At 35.0% G+C, this 24,486-nt stretch carries 8 protein-coding genes; 7 read left to right on the forward strand and 1 reads right to left on the reverse strand.

What is annotated here, in order from left to right; all coding sequences use genetic code 11:
- The first annotated feature begins 19 nt into the window (after positions 1–19).
- The 5 genes from IPJ53_04915 (at position 20) to IPJ53_04935 (ending at position 18,814) form a co-directional block, all read left to right on the forward strand.
- The gene (locus tag IPJ53_04915) at positions 20–9,055 is read left to right on the forward strand and encodes a hypothetical protein (GenBank protein MBK7798434.1); all 9,036 of its coding nucleotides are present in this window, start codon (positions 20–22) and stop codon (positions 9,053–9,055) included.
- Between the two features lie 4 nt (positions 9,056–9,059).
- Entirely contained in the window at positions 9,060–11,270 is a 2,211-nt protein-coding gene (locus tag IPJ53_04920; protein MBK7798435.1) for a hypothetical protein, read from the forward strand.
- A 16-nt stretch (positions 11,271–11,286) separates the two neighbouring features.
- Positions 11,287–16,176: a fibronectin type III domain-containing protein gene (locus IPJ53_04925; protein MBK7798436.1), complete on the forward strand. Its 4,890-nt coding sequence runs from the start codon at positions 11,287–11,289 to the stop codon at positions 16,174–16,176.
- Between the two features lie 170 nt (positions 16,177–16,346).
- Positions 16,347–18,086: a sensor histidine kinase gene (locus IPJ53_04930; protein MBK7798437.1), complete on the forward strand. Its 1,740-nt coding sequence runs from the start codon at positions 16,347–16,349 to the stop codon at positions 18,084–18,086.
- Positions 18,083–18,814: a response regulator transcription factor gene (locus IPJ53_04935; GenBank protein ID MBK7798438.1), complete on the forward strand. Its 732-nt coding sequence runs from the start codon at positions 18,083–18,085 to the stop codon at positions 18,812–18,814. Before IPJ53_04930 ends, IPJ53_04935 begins: the two co-directional genes overlap by 4 nt.
- Positions 18,815–18,912: 98 nt before the next feature.
- Here IPJ53_04935 and IPJ53_04940 read toward each other — a convergent pair whose 3' ends face one another.
- Positions 18,913–20,490 (reverse strand): hypothetical protein, encoded by a 1,578-nt coding sequence (locus IPJ53_04940; protein ID MBK7798439.1) that lies wholly within the window; start codon positions 20,488–20,490, stop codon positions 18,913–18,915.
- A 233-nt stretch (positions 20,491–20,723) separates the two neighbouring features.
- Between IPJ53_04940 and IPJ53_04945 the strand changes: the two genes are divergently transcribed.
- Both IPJ53_04945 and IPJ53_04950 read left to right on the forward strand, forming a co-directional pair.
- Positions 20,724–23,690: a histidine kinase gene (locus IPJ53_04945; GenBank protein ID MBK7798440.1), complete on the forward strand. Its 2,967-nt coding sequence runs from the start codon at positions 20,724–20,726 to the stop codon at positions 23,688–23,690.
- A complete protein-coding gene (locus tag IPJ53_04950; GenBank protein MBK7798441.1) occupies positions 23,687–24,463 on the forward strand; it encodes a response regulator transcription factor in 777 nt (258 codons plus the stop codon). The genes IPJ53_04945 and IPJ53_04950 overlap by 4 nt, the downstream gene beginning before the upstream one ends.
- Positions 24,464–24,486: the final 23 nt, after the last annotated feature.

The raw sequence follows: 24,486 nt of genomic DNA on the forward strand, positions 1-24,486 counted from the left end.
TAATAATCATAAATTAGGTATGAGTAAGTTTATATCCACTGTCATTTTTCTATTCCTGGTTAGTTTTTCTTCTATTGCTCAGACAGATGTTTGGCCGGTTCAGGTAACCGGATCAATGCTGCCGCCGCATTCACTTGATTTGAAAGTTTATGGTATTGACCGTATCAATGATATCAATTTTCAGGTTTTGTTGAATGATCCGGATGAATTGACCTTGCAGGTCATTCCAATTTTAACCATTGAGCAAAATGGGAATGTGATCTACAGGACCGACATGAATTCGGTCACAAGTCCAATCGTATTGAATCAATTTGTTTCCTATAATCTAGATGGCGCTGGTTTGAACCAATATTTATCCAATGAGCGCCTTACCGGAAACAGTGGGATTGGTACAGGCTCGACGATCGTACCTGAAGGTTTTACTCAGATTTGTCTTCAGATGTATGGCCTTGACAGAGTAGTTCCCGTTTCCAATAAGTTTTGCATTTCGGCCAACTTCAGACTCAATCAGGCTCCGCAGATTATAAAACCGGCTTTCAATGAAAAGATAAAAATGCCTGCTGTGCAAAATATGATATTCTCCTGGATGCCCATGCATCTGAGCAGTGGCAATAATCCCGGTGCAGTAGAATATTTCTTTGAAATGGTAGAATTGCCATCAGGATATATGAATGCCAACGATGTTTTTGAAAGTGCATTAAAAATATACACAACAACAGTATCCACTACTTCTTTCATCTATTCACAGTCAGAACCATTATTAAATCCTAATACCTATTACGCATGGCGTGTGACGGCCAGAAGCATCATGTATCCCAGCAGCTTGTTATTTCAAAATGATGGCAGGAGTGAGATTTCGATGTTCGTGATGTATGATGGGGAGGCACCAACCAATGAATTAAATCCATTTGATAAGCCTGCCCCGCGTGGATGTTCGGTATATGAGACAAGTTATGGACCAATTGCCAAAGCAGATAATGAATCCATAATGCTTGGAACAAATCAGGATGTAAAGTTGGGATATTTTAAAATGAAAATTACGGAAGCTACTGGAGATATTCAAACCGGATATTCGGGCAAAGGAATCGTGTATTACCCCATGTTAAGGTCTTCACTTGAAGTTGAATTCGAGAACATCAAAGTGAATAAGGAAGGGAGGGTTTATGAGAGTGAAAGAATACAAACACTGCAGCGTCCGGATTTATATGTGGATATGGAACAGATCAATTCTTCAAATGTGAAGGATTATTTTTCCGTAGAATATGTGGAAAAATTGTATAGTAATATCGGTGACCAAAGTAGGATCGCAGATTTGCCACAGGATAATTTCAAATTAAATAAACTTCCTCTGGTGCTAAGCAATGCAAAGTATCCAAACGATGGCGTGGGTGTAGCAGGTGTTTATTTTACACCTAAAAATGCCTTTGTAAATCTTGTTTCCAGAAATACGCAAGGTGATATTTTTGTCGGAACGAATATCCCTGCGACTCCGTACGGATTAAAATCGGGAGTCTATCTGGTGCCGTTGCATTTTTCTGCCAATCGATCAGGTGGCGAAAAAATAACAGAAACCATCATATTGGCGGGTCTACAATCTGCCGGGAGCAAAATAGAATGTGATTGTAATGGTTTTCAGAATATTAGAGCAAAAACAGGACTCATCATTTCTCCACAGATTATTCATCAAGTGGATAATGCAGCACCAATATCCTTAACCACAGAAAAATCTGTAAATGACATAGGTACTTACATCGGCAAAGTGAGCCTGAGTAGCGCATTTGCGGTGAATGGATTGGAAGGATTTAAGTTTATTCCAAAATCCGGGACTTTGGATCTAAATCCAAATGGTGCAGTATCCGGCCAGACAAGTCCAGAATTGAGCAATCCTGCCTGGAGAGGGCTGATTATTGACGATATGGTGTTGGAGTTGCCGAAGAAATATAATGTCGTCCATCCATCCAAACCAATATTGTTGGAAAAGGGAAGCCTAATCATTGATGATAAAGATATTCAGAAAGGATTTTTTTATCAAAAAGATGTTTTGAGTTTTAGCAAGGGAAGGATGGGTCCATGGGCATACAGCATTGATTCCATAGTGATGAATATTAGTAAGGATAGAACTTCAAACTTAAATCTTCGTGGACAAATATTGACCCCATTTTTTGACGATGCATTTCCTTACCGTGCACAGTTTCAAGAATCAAAAAAGGCCAACACAAAACTAATAGCATCCATCCTTCAACCTGAACTAAAAATGTCTATGTGGCATGGACAATTTACCTCGAAGAATGATTCCAGGATTGAAGCGAGATTAGTTGATAATAATAGTGATTTGGTATTGTCACCAAAGTGTTCATTTACTGGAAGTCTAAACATCAAATTTACCGATGAGGAATTCAGGAAAGCAATCTTGAATAAGAATAAATCTGAAATTATTGAAGATTTTGAGAAATCGTTAAACTTAAAATCACTGGATTTCAACTTGAGTAATCTAAGTATCCATGGGTTGGCCAGTGATCCATTCAATTCTGGGAAAAACAAATATAAGATTGATGATATCAATCGGCTCAACACAAAATTGAATTTCAGTCAACAGGAAGATCAACTTAAAGATGCATCCTTTATTCATGAGGAGATCAATGGAAAAGAAAGACTGGGTTTGAAACTCATTGTCCTGAAAGGACAAAGCAAGATAGAAATGATTGTTTGGTCTCACAAGGACAAGTCACAATTTGAATTTGAAGGCATTGAAATAAAAAATATTGTATTGAAATGCAATTGTGCTGCTTTGAATGTAATCCCAACATCGGAGGAATGGGATCAAATATTACAGGATTATTATAAAAAGCAATACATCCAGGATGACAACTTACTCAGTTTTTCACCAAAGGCACATTCCGGGCCTCAACGTTTGACAGAAAATACCTGGAGGACTGGGATTTCCGATGCATTGAAAATGGAAGAAATAAAGGCCAACGCCATTGCATGGTTTCCTCAGTCAGGAGAAAATAAAATATTTATTCCTTTTTTAGGAAAAAACCTGAATATGGAAAATAAGGATGGCGTTTTCCAGGGAGTTTATCGGGATAAGAAATATGCTCAAGATAAAATTAATTGGGATGAAACCTTATTCAGATTTTTAAGTAATGAAGAATCTCAAGATTTGAATTTGCCTATTGTAATAACAAAAGCATACTGGGATTCATTAGGTTTTAAGACTTCCTATCCACTGCCTGATCATTTTAAACTGGTCATTTCAAAATTTAAAACTTCAGCCGCAGATAAACTTGCTTCAGCAACCATGACCATGGATTTAATTGGTGAGCTTGATGTCGAAGGCTCCAAGAAATACATACAATTTGCAACAATGGAAGATATTGCAGTTGGTCCGCAAAAAATTGATTTGGCAGATAAGACATTTTATTTATTGAATGATTTGGCACTCAATCAGAATATCAGATATCTAACTACCAGAAACAAGACATCTGATTCCAAAGCACCAGCAAGTTCCTCAACAGACAGTTATGCAAAAATAAATTGCGATAAAGGAATTGAGTTTTTTAATATTGTCGGAAACTATACAGTCAATTCAGGCACCCTGACAAAAGCGAACACGAAGACACCGGAAGCTGCAACATTTGGGTTTCGAATGTTAGAGAATACGATATCAGGTAATAATGATTTGATTACAAGTTTTACCGCAAATCTAAAATCTGAGTATTTTGACAGTAAGGATAAAACATGGAAAGTCTGGCAATTTTCAGGAAACAATGCCCAACATATCCTTTTTAGTGCTCCTGATCAGCTGGATGCCTATTTGGACTTCAATGAGAATAAATCAGTCTTTGAAAATAAATCAGCACCCAATCTTTCAAAACCATTCGATAAAAATGAAGAAGAGGAAGATAACTTTATCGGCTTAGTATTTAAGAATTTAAAGTTTGATATTCCACTTTTAGAAGTAATGAAAAAAGCAGATGGCAAAGTAGAAACGTTGACAGATGGTATTCTAAAAGTTGCAAGTTTTGAACAATTGACGCAGAGTTTTAAATCAGAATATTCCAAGATAAATGCAGTCGCAAAAGAGAATAAAGCAACATTAGGTACCTGGGATTATGTATTGGATAGCATTGCTTTTAAATTTGAAGATAATGAGCTTGACGAAAATCTATTATTGCTAAAAGGTAAAATCAGGGTTCCGATTTTCAAACAAGCACCATCAGAATCTTCAGCAGAATGGTTAAAAAAGTATAGTGATAGTTGGATTCCATATTTTCTAAATGTTGGGTATTCGACAAATCCGGAGGTGTCAGGATACCTTTCTGAGATAGAGGATAAGTTGTTTGAATCCTATCATATCGATAATCTTGGGTATAAATTGGAAAACGGATCAAGTCTCGAAATCGGAAGTGAAGGAACTGGTTTGATGGCAAGAGCACTTCTCAATGGAAGAGTTGTCTACACCATACCCAAATTGGATGCAACAATCAGTACGCTTGCTTTTGAAAATCTTAAGTTAAATTATAGTGTTGAAAATATTTGTAAAGGTGAGTTTTTGGCCGGTATAAATTCGATCGATTTTGGCACCTGGAGCCCTGCGCCTTTTTCAGCAAGTCAATTGAAAACATTGCAAGAGGCAGGAAAAAATCCTTCAGCCAAAGACAATAAGTATATGAAGCAACTGAAAGGTGGATTTAATAAAGTCGCAAACTTTGATATTAATTTACAGGAACCAAAATTTACTTGTAATAGTGCCAATGACAGAGTGTTGACTTTGGGTTTGGAATTAAATATATCAAGGGATGAATCCAATTATACAGCCTCACAACAAGCAGCCGCTGATCAAAATAATCCTGAAGAAAGTCTTGATAAGGATGTAAAATCTACTTCAGAAAACTTTGACAAAGCAAATGCTGCTTATAAGACTCAACAAGAATTCATTAAAAAAACAAATTCTGAACGGAAAGAATTATTAAAGCTAAAGAGACAACAAGAAGTCATTTATAAACTTTCGAATTCCATCCCGCTCTCAAGAATGAATGCTGATACACGCAAGACCCGGGAAGAGGCTAAAAGTAAATTGGATGAACTTTCCAAAAAAGTCAATGATTCTAAAGCCAAATTTGATGCCGCTGTGACAGAAGTTAAAAAGAAAAGTTCAGAAATGAAAAGCGCCCGGAAAGATCTGAAGGATAAGAAAGATAAATTGGATAATGTGAAAAGTATTCGGGTAGCCAAAGAGGACAAAGCAAAAACCAACTTAAAGGAAAACCTAAAATACAAGGCCGAAACTGCAAAGGCTGAATTCAAAAATGCAAAGGATACTAAAACATTTGCAATTACTGCAGGCGGATCTATTGATGTGGTATTTAATGACAAAGGTTTTAAAACAGTAGATCTGAATTGTTTAAAACTTGGAGGTAGTTTTGGCCCTGTAGCATTTGAGGGTGGTATAAATCTATTTAGGGAGGACACAAAAAATCCATCCGGAATTCAACAGGCTTCTACTACAAAGTGGGGAAATGGTTTTCTTGGCATGGTCAAATTGAAATTTCAAAAATTAGAATTCCAAACCAAGTTTCAGACAGGAGTAAAAACTGAGCTAACAAATTCTCCTGGTATTTTAGATGACTATCGTTACTGGTTTGCGGACCTTGCTGCATACAATGGTGCTGGTTTCTTTACAGAGCCGAATACAGGTATCATGCTGACCGGAATTGGCGGTGGATTTTTCTATAATATGGCAAAAACGCGACCCCCAAGTCTAACTGCTCCTGACTCAAGCAAAGTTCCAGTGCCCAAACAAATTGATAATAACAAATGTGCTTTGGATGGATTGGAACCTGGCAAATCCTTATCTGGTCTAAGCTACGAAGTAAAGCGAAAAAGCATGGGTGGGTATTTATTAGTCGAATTGTCTCATGTTGTTCAGGTAGTGACAGGCGAGATTGTCACCAGTCTACAGGTATCAAATGACAGCACAGGAATGCACTTTGACAATTTTGGATTGGATGTTACAGCTTTGGCTTTATTTGATTCATATGAAAGCAGAAAGTCTGCTCCGTTAGTGATTAAATCAGGCATAACAGTATCCAATGATCAGAAAGAAGGATGGGCTTTTGATGGAAACATGAAATTTAAATTTGTTAAGGAAGCTGGTCCAATAGGATTATTTTCTCCTGAAGGTGCTTCTGTTGGCCTTAGCCTTAATGATGATGAAAATAAAAAATGGAATACAATTCTATTCAAGTTATCTAAAAATGAAAAGTATTTTTTAGCAGGAAGCTGGCGGATAGATGGTAAATCCGAGAGTCTTGGCCCTAGATCAAAAATGTTTCCAATCAATGCAAGTTTCAAAACCCCACTGATCAATGTAATGGCCGGTGCTTATTTTCAAATAGGGAGCAAAGGCACAGTAGATGATTTGCCCAGTCTTTCCTATTTGATGGGATCTAGCGAATTTGTAGATAAAATAGAAAAGAATAACCCTCTTAAAAAACTTAAATCAAATGTTTCTTTTGCCACAATGGGTGGTCTCCGATTAAATGCTAAATTTAATAGTTCCTTTTTAATTTTTAGTACCGATGCGAATGGTCTATTGGGTGCAAATTTTAGAATTTCAGAAGTATCAACAACGAGTAATAAATGCCCTGATGTAGGAAAAATTGGTTTTTCAAATGGTTATTATGCCATGGGCAATGGATATGCCGATTTGAAATTGAATGTCAAAATGGATGCAAATGTTACCCTTGGATTTTGTCCTTTTTGTGAGCACTTGTCCGGTTCCTTCGAAATATTGAGTGGACAATTACAGGCAGGTTTAAATTTTGGATTTCCAAATCCATCTTTCCTGCAAGGAGAAATCAAAGCTGATTATAGTCTATTTGGAGGCCTTTACAAAGGTTCTCGAATTGTACCAATAAGTGTAGGTGGAAAAATTTGTTTAGATATTACTCCAGATCCCGTTGTCGGTTTAAAAATTCATAATAAAATATACCCACCAGACGGCGCAGGAAAAATTGCTTTTTTGAAAAAAGTAGAGATTACAAACTTTCTCCCCGACAGTGAGCGAATCAAAATTGATCCAAATTCCATGTCTGGAAACTCATCAACCCAAGCTAAATACGACATTTATCCTTCTGCAACAGGTACCGATTTTTGGCTAAAAGAGAAAGAAAGCAAAAAACCTGTAAAGGTAAAGTCAGTTTGGTCATCTGACAAGAAAAAATTGACATTGGAAATTCTGGAAGAACTTAAATCTAAAACTACTTATTTAGTAACTCAAGAATATGAATGGAGAAAAGATAATAGCAATGCACAAAAAGTACCAGGAATTTTAACCTTAGATCAGGAAATAGGTCGCGAAAAAGTTGTCACTGAATTTACTACCGGAGATCATTTTGATCAAGTAATTGAACATGAGCTGGTTGAATCTAGTATTCCTGCTAGAAATCAACGTTATTGGAATCCAGGTTATGGATACCCACATATAAGGCTTTCTGCTAATGATCGGAAAGCCATTGAGGATGCTTTTCCTCCGAATGATGAACAAATATATGTTTATTATATCGATGTTGTGGAATACACTCAAGATGGGCAGGAACTATTTCACAGAGTTCCAACAGAATTCATTCCACCGAATCGGGATTATGTACAGTATTTCGAACAATTAAAAGATAAATATATCAATAATGAAACTAAATACCTAAGCACAGGAGGTGTTCCACCAATTGATTTTAAATTATTGTATGGCACTCCTGATGACCTAGTCACTTTTCCGGAATTTAATAGGATACCATTTAAACCCGGCTCTCTATGTTTGTTTCAGTTATATAGAGCTATTGCAGATAAATCAAAGGTACTTGATTTAGGAAGGATGGGTAACTTCGATAGAAACAAGGTAGATTTTTCTATCTATCCGAGAGTCCAGTCAACATCTAATCGCATAATATATCAATTTTATTTTGGTGTAAGCCAGTATAAATCATTAACAGATAAATTAAACGATATGGATATCAAAATGGGTCTTTCGCAAAATAGTATTGTAAATTGTACTAGAGAAATCTTCTTGCCAGAAAAAGAGATTTCAGAGATCGTAGACGAAGGCATCGAATCGAAGGAACTGCGCATACCAAATGATATTTATTGGGGATTTTCAGGCAATAAGGAAGGATTTGATGCCAAAGATATTGAGTTGATTAATCAATATATGAATGTAACGTATAAACCAAGTTCAATTAATTATATGAACTGGAATGCGAAGCTTATTGCGGACAATTTTCCGACCATAAAAAGTGGATTGAGAAAATATTATAATCCACTCAATATTGATATTTGGGATACAAAACAATTATTCTCAACATATTATACGCATCAAAATGTTGAGGACTTTGGTTTAAGACCCAATAAGGACGGAAATTATAATTTGGGTTTAGGACATGTTGCCCCTGAATTTGATGGCGAAGGAAGTCAATACTTTAAGTTTTTACCCAATTCAAAGAAGCAAGAAATATCAGAAATTTCAATTAATGAGATAAGTAATAAAAAACTGAACTCTAAAGTTATTGCCACTGCTACAAATAAAACAGATAATCGGGTATTTAAATATCCTGAAGAGGTCAATGATGATTTTGATTTTTTCCTTGAAGATGGTATTTCCAGTACAGTTTATTTACAAAAACGCATTCTGGATAAAATTCTAAATTCTACGGTTCAAAACGCAAGAATTTCACCCTTTGATAATACTCTCCTTGTTTCTTCATTGCCATCCGGACAAGAATTTATAATAAAGGATTATGTAAAAGCACCTGAGAAACGAATTAATTCTACAGAATATGATACGGGGTTAAATACAATTGATCGCATTACATTTTGTCCAATAGATTTAAAACTGAATATAAATTCAGATAATAAATATGGCTATCAGCGATATAATTATAAAGAAAGATTTTATTGGGATTGGAATGAAAAATCAGAGGGTACCAATATCATAATTGATATTAATAAATTCAAACCCTATTTTAATTCATTTGATCTCGAAAGCATAAAAAAATAAGTTAATGAGAAATTTATTTTATAAAAGGAATTTAATCGTATTTACATTGTTTCTGCAAATAGTTTTGTTTGCAAGCGATTCATTTGCGATCCACCACTTCATGAAAGATAACAGCTATTTGGTTATTTCATACGCGGGATCTGTAAGAGACAATTGGGAGATCGTATCAGATTTTGAATTAAGCAAGTTAAAATCCCAAGATACCATAGATCCTAAGAAGAAAAAGAATGATGAAGTAATGCTCCTTTTACGTTCATATTCCGATTCTATTGTAATTAGATTTGCGCCAAATGATTACAGCACATTTGTAAATGTAATAAGAAAAGGAATACAATTAAATAGGAGTGAAGACAATATAAATTTTAAAACTATTGCGACCATATTTCCAGTCCCAAAAGAAAAAATTGATCCAAAATCAATGAAATCAGACTCGTTTGCCATAATGGCAGCATCCATTCTAAATGATGAAAAAATCAACACGAATGGCATGAACTTAGGTCAAATTAACCAAGCCAACAATGAGCTTTTCGGGATGGCTCTTATGCTTGCTGAATTCTCAGCATCTGCAGCCCAAATATTAGGATTAAGATTTGTTGATAAAAACGTAGAGAAAGGAAAGACTTATTTTTATACTGTTAATATCACTGGAAATGAAAATATTAAAACGAACGGACAAATTATAAATGAAATTATAGAACAAAGAGCTCCATATCTGTTTCAGGTGGATACAGGTGACGGTTTTCTGAAATTAAAATGGAGTAAAGAATATAACAGGAGACAGTTCTCTAATTATTGGATAGAAAGATCAGTGGATAATAAAACTTTTTATCCAATTCTCCAGAAACCTCTGGTTATGTTTGAGACAGAACTATCAGAGAATTTCACGACCTATGAATATATTGACTCCTTCAACCTTTTCAATGATCAGATATATTACTACAAAATTTATGGCGGAACTGCCTTTGCTGAATACAGCAAACCTGCCCTTGCCAGTGGAATGCCTAAAGACTTGAACCCTCCGGCTCCACCGACACAATTTGAAGTGAAATATGATAAAGATTTAAAAGAATTTCAAATCGATTGGAATTTTGATTTGGATCTTTTAGCTGAAGACTTCGATCATTTTCAAATCATGCATTCCCGAACTGCTTCAGGCCCTTTTACGCCAATAAGTTCAGCACTTGATTTAAGTGAAGCCGAATATGAGTATAAATTTGAAGGAGATTGGAATGAAATGAATGAGGGCAAGCATTATTTTGCAATGAATGTGTATGATGATCATGGAAATTATAGTACCTCCTTTACGGTATTGGCTAATGTTCCTGATTTTACAAATCCTCAAACGCCAGAAAATTTTTCCGGATACATCGATTCTATGGGTATCGTTCGATTAAAATGGAATAGAAGTCGTTCAAAGGATGCTAATGGGTATTGGTTGTATTGGTCGCATACGCCAGATGGAGAATTTTCTTTAGTTAAACAAGAAATGATTTCGGATACAAATTACATCTACTACATTCCAGCAAAGTCTTTGAATAAATATATTTATTATGCCTTGCGTGCAGAGGACTTTGCCTATAACAGGAGTGCTTCCTCAGACATTTTGAAAGTCAAGCGTCTGGATAAAATTGCGCCTATTCCACCTTCTATTTTAAAAGTATATAATGATTCATTGAATTTGGTATTGGATATTAAACATAGTCCAAGTGAAGACTGTATCAAACATTATATCTATCGGCGCCAGGCGAATAGTTCGGATACCAGTTGGCAGTTATTGGATTCTATAAAAACAGAAACATTATATAAAGATCGAGTCACAGAAGTTGGGAAAACCTATTATTACAAAGTTTTAGGAGTCGATGACTCTGGAAATAAAAGTGAATTATCTCCATTAAAGCAAGCAACGCTTTTATTTCCTAAAGAAGAATTAGTAGTTAAAAATCTAAAAATCAAACAAAATAATAAATCCGGAATAGAATTAACATGGGATTTTGAATTACCAAAAAAGTTAAAAGATAATAAATATACCTACGAAATCTTCAAATCTTCCGGATCTGAAAGCGTGCATTTTTACAAAACGCTTACAAAGGATGAACTTCTTTTTAAAGATGAGAACTTAAAACAGCAAAGTTTATACAATTATGCTGTTCGAATCCATTTTGAAGATGGGATTTCAGGATCCTTAAGTAAAACAAAATCCATTCTAGTAAAATAGTTCAATAACTTGAATCATGACTAATCTAAAAATATATCAAAAACAATTATTTGTAATGTGTGCTTTCTTGTGCACGTTAAGTACACAAGCCCAAACCTTTGTACCTGTCAACGTCACAGGATTCAATCACGATTTGATTGCGAACGGATCCGGTGGTACCAACCGGGCTGCGGCTACTACAACGACAATTTTTGATAATTTTAATGTCGGTGGAGACAATGTCATGTATTCCAAAGATTTTAGAGGAAATAACAATCCAAATACAGCTCCACCTTATGGTCTGCCAATAGACAGAACAATTATAAGTGTTAATCTTAATGGGGCCAGGTATACCTTGGCTCATTATGATTCATTAAATGCTTTGGTACTCAAAACGAACGGAAGTTCGGGAACTTTGAAATTTGAAACGCCAGGGGTATTTTCAAAAATTGCATTCCTAGGATCTAGTGCTGAGGGTTCTTCTTCATTTAACGTTACATTGAATTTTAGCGACGGAACCAACACCATTGCAAGTTTTTCTGTACCGGATTGGTTTGATGGCCTAAATTTCGCAATTAAAGGAATTGGGAGGGTGACCAGAACCACCATCGGTTCGCAATTACCTGATGTATTTTCTGGCAATGCTGAAAATCCGAGGTTATATGATAACCAAATTACTTTGAACGCACCTTTCAATACTAAAATTTTGACTAGTATCACCTTCACAAAAACATCTGCAAGTGGCAGTACTGCTATTCTTGCGATCAATGGTATAACAGCAGTCAATGCACCCGCTGCACCAATTGCAACTGCTGCAAATAATATAACTTTTCCATCCTTTACCGCAAACTGGCAAGCCTCCTCAGGAGCAACAGCCTATATACTGGATGTATCTGCCAGTCCTACTTTTAGCACACTATTGCCAAACTATAACAATCGTAATGTAGGGAATGTCCTAAGTTTTAATGTAACAGGACTTGTGAGCAGCCAGAATTATTATTATCGCGTGCGTGCTTCCAATGTCTCTGGAATCAGTCCCAGTAGCAATACTATAAATGTACTGTTTCCAGACTGCCCTCCAGGGGATTATTCAGCCTCAACACAGGGCAGGGTGGATAGTTTTTTATTGATTTATCCCAATTGCAAACAAATTTCCGGTAATTTAAATTTTGCAGATAATTCAAGTATTACGAATTTAAACGGTTTTATTAATATTGAGAAAGTCACAAGTCAGCTCAATATCGTTCGAAATGCCGCACTGACCAATCTCGATGGTCTTCAAAATATTAATTCAGTTGGAGGAAATTTATGGATACAGGACAACGCGTTGGTTTCGAAAATAAACAATTTCAATAAATTGAATTCTTGTGGTTTATTGAATATAGCTGACAATAAGGAACTGGTTGAGATTTCCGGATTTAATGCTTTAAGTCAATTTCCTTTTACTGGCATCCAGAATAATCCAAAGCTTACATTAATTAATATTGTCAATCCAATCAATCAAATCAATGGAATACTAAATATCAATAATAATAGAAGCCTTAAATCAATAGCTGCTTTCGGCAACGTGCCTAAAATAAACGGTAGTTTAATTATTACTAATAATGATTCTCTGCAAAATTTAAATGCTTTTTCTCAATTGACTTCTGTTACTGAATTGTCGATACAGAATAATGCCACACTTACAAACCTGGATGCACTCACCAAACTCAATACGCTTAATGGCAGTGTACAGATTGCTGGTAATGCAAAGCTGGTAAGCATCTTTGGATTAAGCAATATCCCTTCAAGCCATATCAAAAATACAGGACTTTTTATTCAGTTCAATCCATTGCTTTCCATTTGTGATTTGCCGAATATCTGTGAATACCTTCAAGGCTCTGGTCCACGTACAATCACTGGAAATGCACCAGGATGTGAATCCGAGCAAGCTGTGAAAAATGCCTGCTCTGCCCTTGTTGCTCCTGTAGCCTTAGCGGCTACCGGTATTACCTCTTCAAGTTTCACCGCCAATTGGCAAGCAATTTCTGGTGCTACTAAATATTTGCTGGATGTTTCTACGAGTTCCAACTTCAGCACTTTCGTAACGGGATATAATAATCGCGATGTAGGGAATGTGTTGACTTTTGGAATTACAGGATTAAACGCCAGTACAATTTATTATTATAGAGTTAGAGCTAACAATTCATCAAGCACCAGTCCTAGTAGCAATGTGATACAAGTTACTACTTTGGTCGCTGGGCTATCAGCGCCAACTGCTTTACCGGCAACGAATATCACTACATCTGGTTTCACTGCCAATTGGCAGACAATTTCCGGCGCTACAAAATATTTACTGGATGTTTCTATTAATTCTAATTTTAGCTCATTTGAAAATGGATATAATAATCGCGATGTAGGGAATGTGTTGACTTTTGGAATTACAGGATTAAGTGCCAGTACAATTTATTATTATAGAGTTAGGGCTAACAATGCATCAAGCACCAGTCCTAGTAGCAATGTGATACAAGTTACTACTTTGGTCGCTGGGCTATCAGCGCCAACTGCTTTACCGGCAACGAATATCACTACATCTGGTTTCACTGCCAATTGGCAGACAATTTCCGGCGCTACAAAATATTTACTGGATGTTTCTATTAATTCTAATTTTAGCTCATTTGAAAATGGATATAATAATCGCGATGTAGGGAATGTGTTGACTTTTGGAATTACAGGATTAAGTGCCAGTACAATTTATTATTATAGAGTTAGGGCTAACAATGCATCAAACACCAGTCCTAGTAGCAATGTGATACAAGTTACTACTTTAGCCGCTGGGCTATCAGCTCCGGTAGCATTGTCGGCTACGAGTATTACTTCCTCAGGTTTCACAGCCAACTGGCAGGCATCATCCGGCGCTACAAAATATCTACTGGATGTTTCTACTAATTCTAATTTTAGCTCATTTGAAAATGGATATAATAATCGAGATGTAGGGAATGTGTTGACTTTTGGAATTACAGGATTAAGCGCAAATACCACTTATTATTTTAGAGTTAGAGCAAATAATACATCAAGCACCAGTCCCAACAGCAATGTTGTAAGCCTGACAACCCTGGATAATTCAATTGGCCCCAAACCCATCACTGTAAATGGATTCAACGCTGACATCATTGCCAATGGGTCGGGAGGCCAGAATCGTGCCATTGCGACTACAACCAATGAGATAGGCGGATTTGTTTTATATTCAAAAGATTTTCGCGGAAATAGCAATCCAAATGTTGCTCCGACTTATGGTCTACCTGACAATGGTATAATTCTGAATGCAAGTGTGCCGGGATTTAATTATCAACTCGCCAATTATACAGGAAACAATGCATTGGTATTAAAAAATCAAAATGAATCAGGCTCTTTAACATTATCGCAGCAGGATACTTTTACAAAGATTGGTTTTCTGGCGTTGAGTGAAGGTAATTCCTCTTTGTTAAATGTAAGATTGAATTTTAGCGATGGTACTTTTAAAGATACGAGTTTTGTGATTTCAGACTGGTTTAATCGTCCAGACTTTGCTATGAAGGGAATTGGAAGAATAAATAGAATTGGTGATATTTTCGCAGCAGATGAAAGTACCGAAAATCCAAGACTGTACCACCATGAAATGACATTGCAATTGCCTTTTAGTAATAAAAGACTAATAAACATATTTTTTTCTAAAACATCAACGGATGGAAGGGCCGCCGTATTTGCAATATCTGGAATCGGTAGGGGAAATAGCAACAATTGTGATGTAATCATTCCGGACGCGCCATTTAAAAATTATCTACTGGCGAACACAAACATCAATACAAATCAGGACAATGAAATCCAGTGTTCAGAAGCTGCTGATTTTACTGGAGAAATAAATTGCCCGAATTTACAAATTAAAGACTTAACAGGCATCGAAGCTTTTATCAACTTAACAAGCCTTCAAGTCAATAATAATCAATTGTCAAACCTGGATATAAGTAAAAATATCAAACTAAAAATTCTGAATTGCTCCAATAATCAATTGAATAAAATAAATGCTCAACTCAACACTCAACTAATGGAGCTTTATTGTTCTAATAACAAGCTTACTGAATTAGATGTGGACGCTAACATTAATTTGGAAAAATTGGGATGCAATGAAAACCTGATTAAGAATTTGGATATCAATAAGAATATAAACTTAACCCACTTATGGTGTTACAACAATAAGCTTGTGTCATTAAATCTTAGAAATGGAATCAATGAGGATATGGCGCTTATTGAAGCTCATAACAACCCTGATTTGACCTGTATTAAAGTCGATAATGAAAATTATAGCAATGCCAATTGGAGATCTAATCCATTCAGATTTGATGCACAACATGTTTTTAAGGAAGAATGTGGTCCATGCGATGAATGGAGAGAAAAACTGAATTCCAATTTTCTCGTATCCAGTTCCGCTTGTGCTGGTGATAGCATACATCTGATTGATTATTCTCAATTGGAAATTGGTCAGGATGCAGCGTTTTTATGGGACTTTGGTAATGGAACTACTTCAACTAAACGTGATCCTGTTATTAGCTATGACAAGGAAGGAAATTATGTTGTTAGTCTAATTGTGAGCAATCCGGATTGTCAGGGATTAGTGATCAGCAAAAATATTTCTGTTCTGAGTTGTCTGAACAATAATTTGGATGCTTTGAATGCTGCCTTACTGTATCCTAACCCTAATTCAGGAAATATGACCGTGAAATTGAGCTTGCACGAACCCAGCCCGATTTTGATGAGGGTTGTTAAAGTTAATGGAAGTTTATTTAAAGAATATCGCTACAGCCCAGTGCGGTTCCTTGATGATCAGGTCCAGATTGACGAACCCGGGATCTATATGATCGTTTTGATTCATAATGGAGGCACAGCTAAGGTTAAAGCGGTGGTATATTAACCCAGAATTAGCTATGTTCATTCGCAAGAAATTTTTGAAAGTTGAAATGTTATTAATGGGTGAATTTGTTTTGTTAAAAATCTTTTTGGATATGCTTATCTAAATTAATTTGATTGTTAGGTCCTTACAACATTTATCGCAAACCAGTCCAGATTATAGGGTTTCTCCTTATGATGCTCAATCTTCATGGTCAGCGGTGTGATGACCTGTGGCTTATTGAAGCCAAGGATAGTTTGGAATCCTGTGTACTTTCCTATAGACCGATTTCCGGACTTAAATTTGCTGATTCTGTTTCTTTAAAAATTAAATCCCTCCGCTTAGATAAATGTGAATCTGCGTATTGGATTGAATATTACCGAGCGGAATTGCTCGAGTTGAATTCCAAATTTAAAGATGCTTTGGACATCTATTACGGACAGCTGACCTATGCAAGGGAAAATGAAAAATGGGAATTATTGACTTGTGTTCATATTGCTGTGTCACGGGTGATGGAAACCATAGGCAGGGGAGGTGATTGTCTCAGACATTTGAATTTTGCCAGGAATTATCTCGAAAAATATCAGCTATTGGATTTGTACGCTTTTTATTGTGTGCGAAATTCTAGTTACCATAGAATTTATAATAATACGGACTCTGCAAATTATTATGCCCATGAGGCATTATCTTATGCCATTAAGCATTACGATGCAAGGCAAATTGCAGATGCAAATTTGTTATTGGGACTTTTATCTGTAAACACAGATACCGCTCTTTATTACAGTCGCCAGGCGCAACATCAATTTATTGGCAACAGAAATTATATATGGGCTGCGAACATGGCTCGAAAAATCTATTTAACTGATACAAGCGGTACCCAATCCATACATTCTGAGCCATTACTTGATTCTATCTGGATTTTTTTAAACCAGGTGGAAGATCGCAATTTTTTATATCATATTTTCGCGAACTTCTATCACGAAGAAAAAGCCAAGAAATTTTATTCAGAAAATATATTTGATTCGGCATACATCTATCTGATGAATTCCAAGGAACATTTTAATAAATCGATTTTTGATGTTGATCAACCTGATGTAACGCAAGCTGAAATTGATTTTATTAAATCTTCTGAAAGCATTAAAGCTGATTCTTTGGCGCGGCAGTCCAAACTTCAGAAAATACTCTTGTTCATTCTTATTATTGGTTTATTATCTATACTTGCTGTAGTATATTATATTGTTCTAAAAAGTAGAAAAATTGAAAAGCAAAGAGTACAAATTCAAATTCAGAATGATGAATTGGCTCATTCTTTTCAAAAGCAGAGTATTCTCCTTTCCGAAATTCACCATCGTGTTAAAAATAATCTGCAACTTGTCATTAGTTTATTGACACTGCATTTTAATAAAGTAAAGGACAATAGCGAATATCAATATCTTGAAGAAATTTCCAACAAAGTCAGAAGTATTGCTCTAATCCATGAACATTTATATAACACTGGTGAATTTGAGAGAATTGAATTAAAATCTTACCTTCGTGATCTTTTAGAACATTATCTGGCATTGCATACATCAGATGCACAGTTTGATTATATTCTTGAATCAGATCCTGACATATTTCTCAATCTTGAAACCGTCATGCCGATTGGTATCATTTGTACCGAACTCATCAGTAATTCTCTGAAGTACGCCACGCATAGTGATCAGAAATTATTATTGGATTTTCGACTTCAGAAGCTGGATTCTAAATTTATTTTGAAATTTCAGGACAATGGAAAAGTGGGGATGGACAAAGCCGGAGCAAAATACAAGTCCGGAATGGGAACTATGCTGATAGAAAGTATGGTGCGGCAACTGCAGGCTCAATCATCTCCTATCCTGAATGGTACTTCTACATTTAATCTGATATTTCAGGAGAAAAAGCTTTCCTCCCTATGAATAAATTACGTATACTAATCGTAGAGGATGAGATCCTGATTGCTGAAACAATTAGATTATATCTTCAGGAGTATGGCCACGAAACATCAGCAATATGTATTTCTTATGAAGAGGCCATTGAAAAATATCATCTGCATCTACCGGACCTGATTTTGCTGGACATAAGACTTTTTGGAGATAAATCAGGTATTGACATGGCTAATTATTTAAACACACTTGATGATAAGCCTCCTTATATTTATCTCACCTCCCAATACGATAAGAGAATACTTGATTTGGCCACACAAACATTACCTTACGGTTATATTACAAAACCTTTTGTTAAGGAAACCCTTTGGACCAGCATTGAAACTTCTTATGCTTTGCACAAATCACAACTAGTTACTGAATCTAAAATTAATATAGCCGAAGGAAGAAGCAATCACCTGGTATCGGTAAATGATATACTCTACCTGAAGTCCGACCATGTTTACCTCGAATTTTATCTAAAGAATGGGAATCAATTGCTGTCAAGGAGTAATATTGAAAATTATCTCAATAAATTAGAAGCTTATGGTTTTTTAAAATGCCATCGCAGCTATGTGGTGAACACTAATCATATCACAAGTTGGAATAAAGAAGCCTTGATTTTAACCGGCGGCCAGATGATCCCAATTAGTAAAATGTTTAAAGAGGATGTGATGAAAAGAATTGAAGAAATAATTCACAACAACAGGTCTAATAATTAATTTATATATGAATATGTCATTGTTCAATTTAGTTTGATGATGTATAAAATTAATTTGCAAATTCGTCAAACTTTCAGATTGAATTGTGGTAACTTCAATTAGTCTGTTACAATATAAGATTGTGTTGACCCACCCGATATGGTACCACATTTTAAATGGTATCCGTTTGTATTAATGTTGCCATGTGTTAGCGTTAACTGGTTAATGGTTAGGTTTCCTCCCAGCAATAAATTTTTACCTATACCATTCATGATCAGACATTCAATCGTCAAGAGTCCACCGGAAGCAATTATAGTAAGGGTTTTGTCTATTGTGTAACATTGTGATGAATAAATTCCAGCGGGTATCTCCAATACGTCGTTCATGGAAGCCGAAAGTATTGCTTCTTCCAAAGTGCAATGATAGACCATGTCTGTCACATTCAGAATATTGCTACAGCCAAAAATTCTTGTGTGACCAGAATTTGATCCATTTCCATCATTAAATCTCGCCCCAACGGCAAGCTTCGAACCATCAGCCGAAAGTGAGACAGAATTGCCGGACCAATCTCCAGATGATAAACCATCAATATCAGTGTTGGACTGTACCCATTGGCCTCCTATTTCATTATAAATTCTTACATGACCTGCCGATGGAGCAAATCCGTCATTATTTACTGCACCAATTGATACTCTCTTCCCATTTGATGACAACGATACCGAGTATCCAGATGAATCTCCTGCCATTTCACCATCAATATCTAATCCAATTTGCGTCCAACTTCCTGAATTATCTTCAAATATTCTAACTTGACCAGAATTATTACCATTTATATCAGCTCCAATGGCCCCTATTGCAATGCGTTTCCCGTCATTCGATAAACTAACTGAATGACCAAATTGGTCCATTGACACAACCCCATCAATATCCAAACCCACTTGTGTCCATATTCCTGCAATATCTTGATACACTCGAACATGACCAGCATCAAATGCAGAACCGTCATTGAAATGGGCTCCAATTGCCACTCGTAGTCCATCAGCAGACAATGATACGACAAAGCCTGATTCATCATTTGGAGATTCACCGTCAATATCAGAACCTATTTGAATCCAGCTGCCTGCAACTTCCTTAAAAACTCTAACGTGACCTGCACCAATTCCATTTGGATTTGCAGGGGCACCAATAGCCAATTTATTTCCATCAGCAGAAAGCGAAAGGGAATAACCAAATTGATCTCCAGAAAACTCTCCTAAGATATCTGATCCTACCTGAATCCATGTTCCAGAAATTTCTTCAAATATTCTTACTTGTCCTGCCGCATAACCATTATCACTATTAAAATTTGATCCAATAGCAATTCTTGATCCATCTGAAGAAATTGAGACTGAAAATCCAGACCAATCTCCTGAAGACTTACCATTAATATCTGATCCCAGTTGAATCCAGTCCCCACCTATTTCTTTATAAACTCTTGCGTGCCCTGAAGAGTTTCCATTTCCATCATTTAGGTGGGCGCCAATTACAACTCTTTGACCATCAGCAGATAATGATATGGAATAACTAGATTCGTCGCCAGCTGCTTCGCCATTTATATTTGATCCAATTTGAGACCACTGTCCAAAGAGCACATTTGGTACAAATGCCATTATAGATAAAATAATAAACAAGTAATTTGGATTATTTTCAGAACGCATAGAAGAATTTTTATCTAATTAAATTTGAAAGCATTATACCTTAAATATAGATTAGTATTCATTTCCCCAAAGTTAGATATCTCATTTTTCAATTGAACTTAAATTTTGGCAATCGGTCAATTTGCGAATTAAGCGGTAGAATCCAGTATATAAAAACCATATATTCCATTGTTATTTAAATGACTTTACAATAAATTGAAATTTTGATTTTGTATTTTTGAGTAATAAATGAAATGAAATACCTTAAATCCATAACAATTCAATTGATAATGCTCTGGCACCTTACACCAAGCAATTCACAATCCGCATATTTTTCATATCCATACAAACAAATAACCGTTGCACAAGGTCTTCATGACATGCAGATTAGAGATGTATTAATTGATGATGATAATTATGTGTGGATTTTAACTCAGGGCGGACTAAATGGTTATGATGGGAAAAATGTCCATACTTACCAGTTAGGAAGTATTGCTGAAAGCTATATGATTAAAATCATTAAGGGTAAAAATGGACTGTTTGGTCAAAGCTCTAGTTGTATTTTTCATTTCGATGGTATTAGAACTGAAAATCTAACATCTAAGCTAAATCTCAATTTCACTAACATGAATTTACTGTTGGAGGACAAAGATGGATTCATATGGATTAAATCTGAAAACAGTCTATTTGCAGTTATGAACAATAAACTCGAACCTATAGAATGTATATATCCTGAATTAGACAACTTAAAAATTCAGTATGCTTGGGGAAATCCGTCATGGGACAATATTTATATACTAACATCTCAAAATGCATTAATTTCATTTTCTAGTGATAGGGGCATTATTTTTACTGATTCACTTACATTTCAAGCTGTTGAAAAAATATCATATACTAAAAATGGTCAGAATTCAAATCCTTCTTCAATTAATTTTTATGTTCACGGAAAAAATAACTTTGAAGGAATTTATACAATCGATAATGAACATTTGATAAAAGTGGCAAAGAGGAGTTCCTATGCTCCAAACCTTATGGCAATTAATAAAAACGCACCCCTAACTTATATCGATAATTATGATAATGTTTCAAGTCTGTTTATACTAAAAGATAGCATTTATATCCCCACAGATTGGCTACCAGTCAATCATATCAGATTTTCTTGTACCCTTGGAAGAAATATATTTGCTGGAACTGATGATGGATTTTTGGTAATTAATTTAAACGGTTTGGAAAGTTATCAAAATACATCTATAAAATATCCTTGGTCCATAATTCCATTTAGTGATACGAGTTTGCTCATTACCACATACAAATCAGGAGTCTTCGAGATAAATAAAATGGGAAAGGTGTTGAAGAGTATTAGTTTTCCAAAGAATTTTCATTACCCCTATTTTGAGACACAAATTCTATCCAATTACCAAATATTAAAATCTAAGATTTTAATTGGATCCGGTATGGGATTCTATTATCTTGATAAAGAAATAGGCAAACCAAGCCAATTGCTGCTCAACAAAGCCGCTGAAGCATTTAGTTTTGACAATTATAGGAATGCCCCAATCATTGGCACTGATATAATAAATTGGATTTCGCAAGATTATAAAGTGCTAATAGATTCAATGGATTTAAGTCAAAATGAGAAACAACCGATCAATGAATTAATTACCTATCCTGATTCTATACTATGGTCAGCGACTAATTCTGGAATTCAAAAAACATTATTACATCCTTTAAAAAAACACTTGAAGTTCTATTCAAGTTCAATAAAAAATCTTCCATGTCAAGGGGCTGTTAGTTTTGCTGTGGATCCATTTGGCAGATTCTGGGTGGGAGGTACTTGCGGACTGCTACTATATCAATCAGATCTAGATACATTTGTTTCAGTATTTGATAACATAATCCACGAAAGGATTAACCAAATTTGCATTAATCCTTCAAATATATTAATCGCAGTTTCCAACAAGAATATTTACTGCTTAAATATTTCATCTGATCAACCAGAGATATTAAGAATATTCAACTCAGATAATGGATTCAGTCTTTATGAGCCTTCAGAAAACGGAATATGTCTTACGGATAATCACCTTGTTTGGATACCTTCAGAAAACGGAATTCAACGATTAGATATTAATCAAATTTCCCAAAGTTCTATTAAACCTTCAATTAAAATTTTATCAATAGGTAATAATACCATCGGTCTTGATCCAAAGAAATTGGACCAATTTGAAGTTAACGGTTCATCGGCACTAATTAATTTCTACATTATAAGTCATGACTCAGAGAAATGGCAATTTAAATTCAAATTAAATAGTCATGAGAGCCCAATATGGCAGCAAGGAACTGAAATATTAATTCAAAATTTAAAACATGGGGTAAATGTCATTGAAATTATTGCTTGTACTATTAATCAGAATTCTAATATTTGTATAAAATTCAAAACTAATATTAAGACAAACCTACCTTTTATTCAAAGACAGTCTAGTTATTTTACTATTGGATTGCTTTTTATTATTTTGGTTTGCGTAATTATATGGTACTATATATCAACTTTAAAGACTAAACAAAAACTATCTCATTTAAATTTAGATCTTCTTAAAAATAGATTACGCACTATACAGAGTTATTTAAATCCACATTTTCTATTCAATACACTTACTACCCTTCAAGACTATATCTTGCATAAGGATCGACATGAAGGCAGCGATTTGATTGTTCGACTTTCTAGAATATTTAGACATGTTTTGAAACTAGGCTACTTAGAAAAGAAAAATAATGGGTTCCAAATAGATCTCATTAAGTTATCAGAAGAATTGTCATTAATTAAAGATATCGTATTTCTTCAAAATCTTCAACAAGTTAAACCTGTGCTTTTTGCAATAGAATTGGCTGAACATCTCAATGCTGAACATATTTTTATACCGCCTCTTTTAATTCAACCATTCGTAGAAAATTCTTTTAAGCATGCTTTCACTGGCAAAGAATCTGCGCCAGAAATCAAATTGATATTTACTATGAATGAAAAACAATTATTCATTAATATCCAAGATAATGGAAAAGGATTTGATAAAAATTCTAAATCAACACATGGGACCAATATTGGATTAAGATTAGCGAAAGAAAGAATGGATATTCTTAATTCATTAAATATTGAAAACAATATTACAATAGATAACTTGAGTCCAACTGGTACTGAAGTAAGTATAACCATAAAACGAATACAATGAAAGCCATAATTGTCGAAGACAACCCATCAGCGGTAAATTTACTAAAATCATTTTTACTCGAATATCCATTACCCATAGATGTTTGCTTTGTAGCTGCTGATGTCGATGAGGCTTCTAAAGCGATTCAAAAACATCGTCCAGAACTTTGGTTTTTAGATATTCAATTATCAGATCAATTGGTCTTTAATTTATTCAATGAATTAGATCCTGAAATTGTAAAGTCGTCATCCATAATATTTATTACAGCATATTTCAATGCTGATTACATCCATCAAGCATTGAAAACAGCTGCTGTGGATTACATACAAAAACCATTTGACATTGATCAACTATTTAAAGCCATCGATAACGCTATATCCAAGTCTCAAAGCAACGATTTATTGTCTAGAATTGCAAATCTGGAACATTTGGTTAATAATATGGCAAATAAAGATAATAAATTACCGCTTTTTAGGGTAAATGGTAAAATAGACTATGTGGCACTTGATGAAGTTATTTATTTCAATTCAGATGATACCATTACTAGATTTCACTTAAAAACATCTGAAATTATACCTTCTTCTAAATCATTAAAATATTACACAGATTATGTTGAAGACTTAAAGCAATTCTTTAAAATCTCAAAACAGGCGGTTATCAACTTAAATCATTTACTGACATTTGATAAGAAAACGTCGACAGTGCATTTAGATGGACCAACAACGCTAGAAGTATCTCGTCGCTGTTCAACAGAACTTGCTGATCGCTTTAAAAGAAAATCTGAAAATTCTTAAACAACTAAAATGTTATTGGTAAA

Origin of the sequence: Candidatus Vicinibacter affinis (genome assembly GCA_016714365.1) — a bacterium.
Classification (GTDB): Bacteria; Bacteroidota; Bacteroidia; order Chitinophagales; family Saprospiraceae; genus Vicinibacter; species Vicinibacter affinis.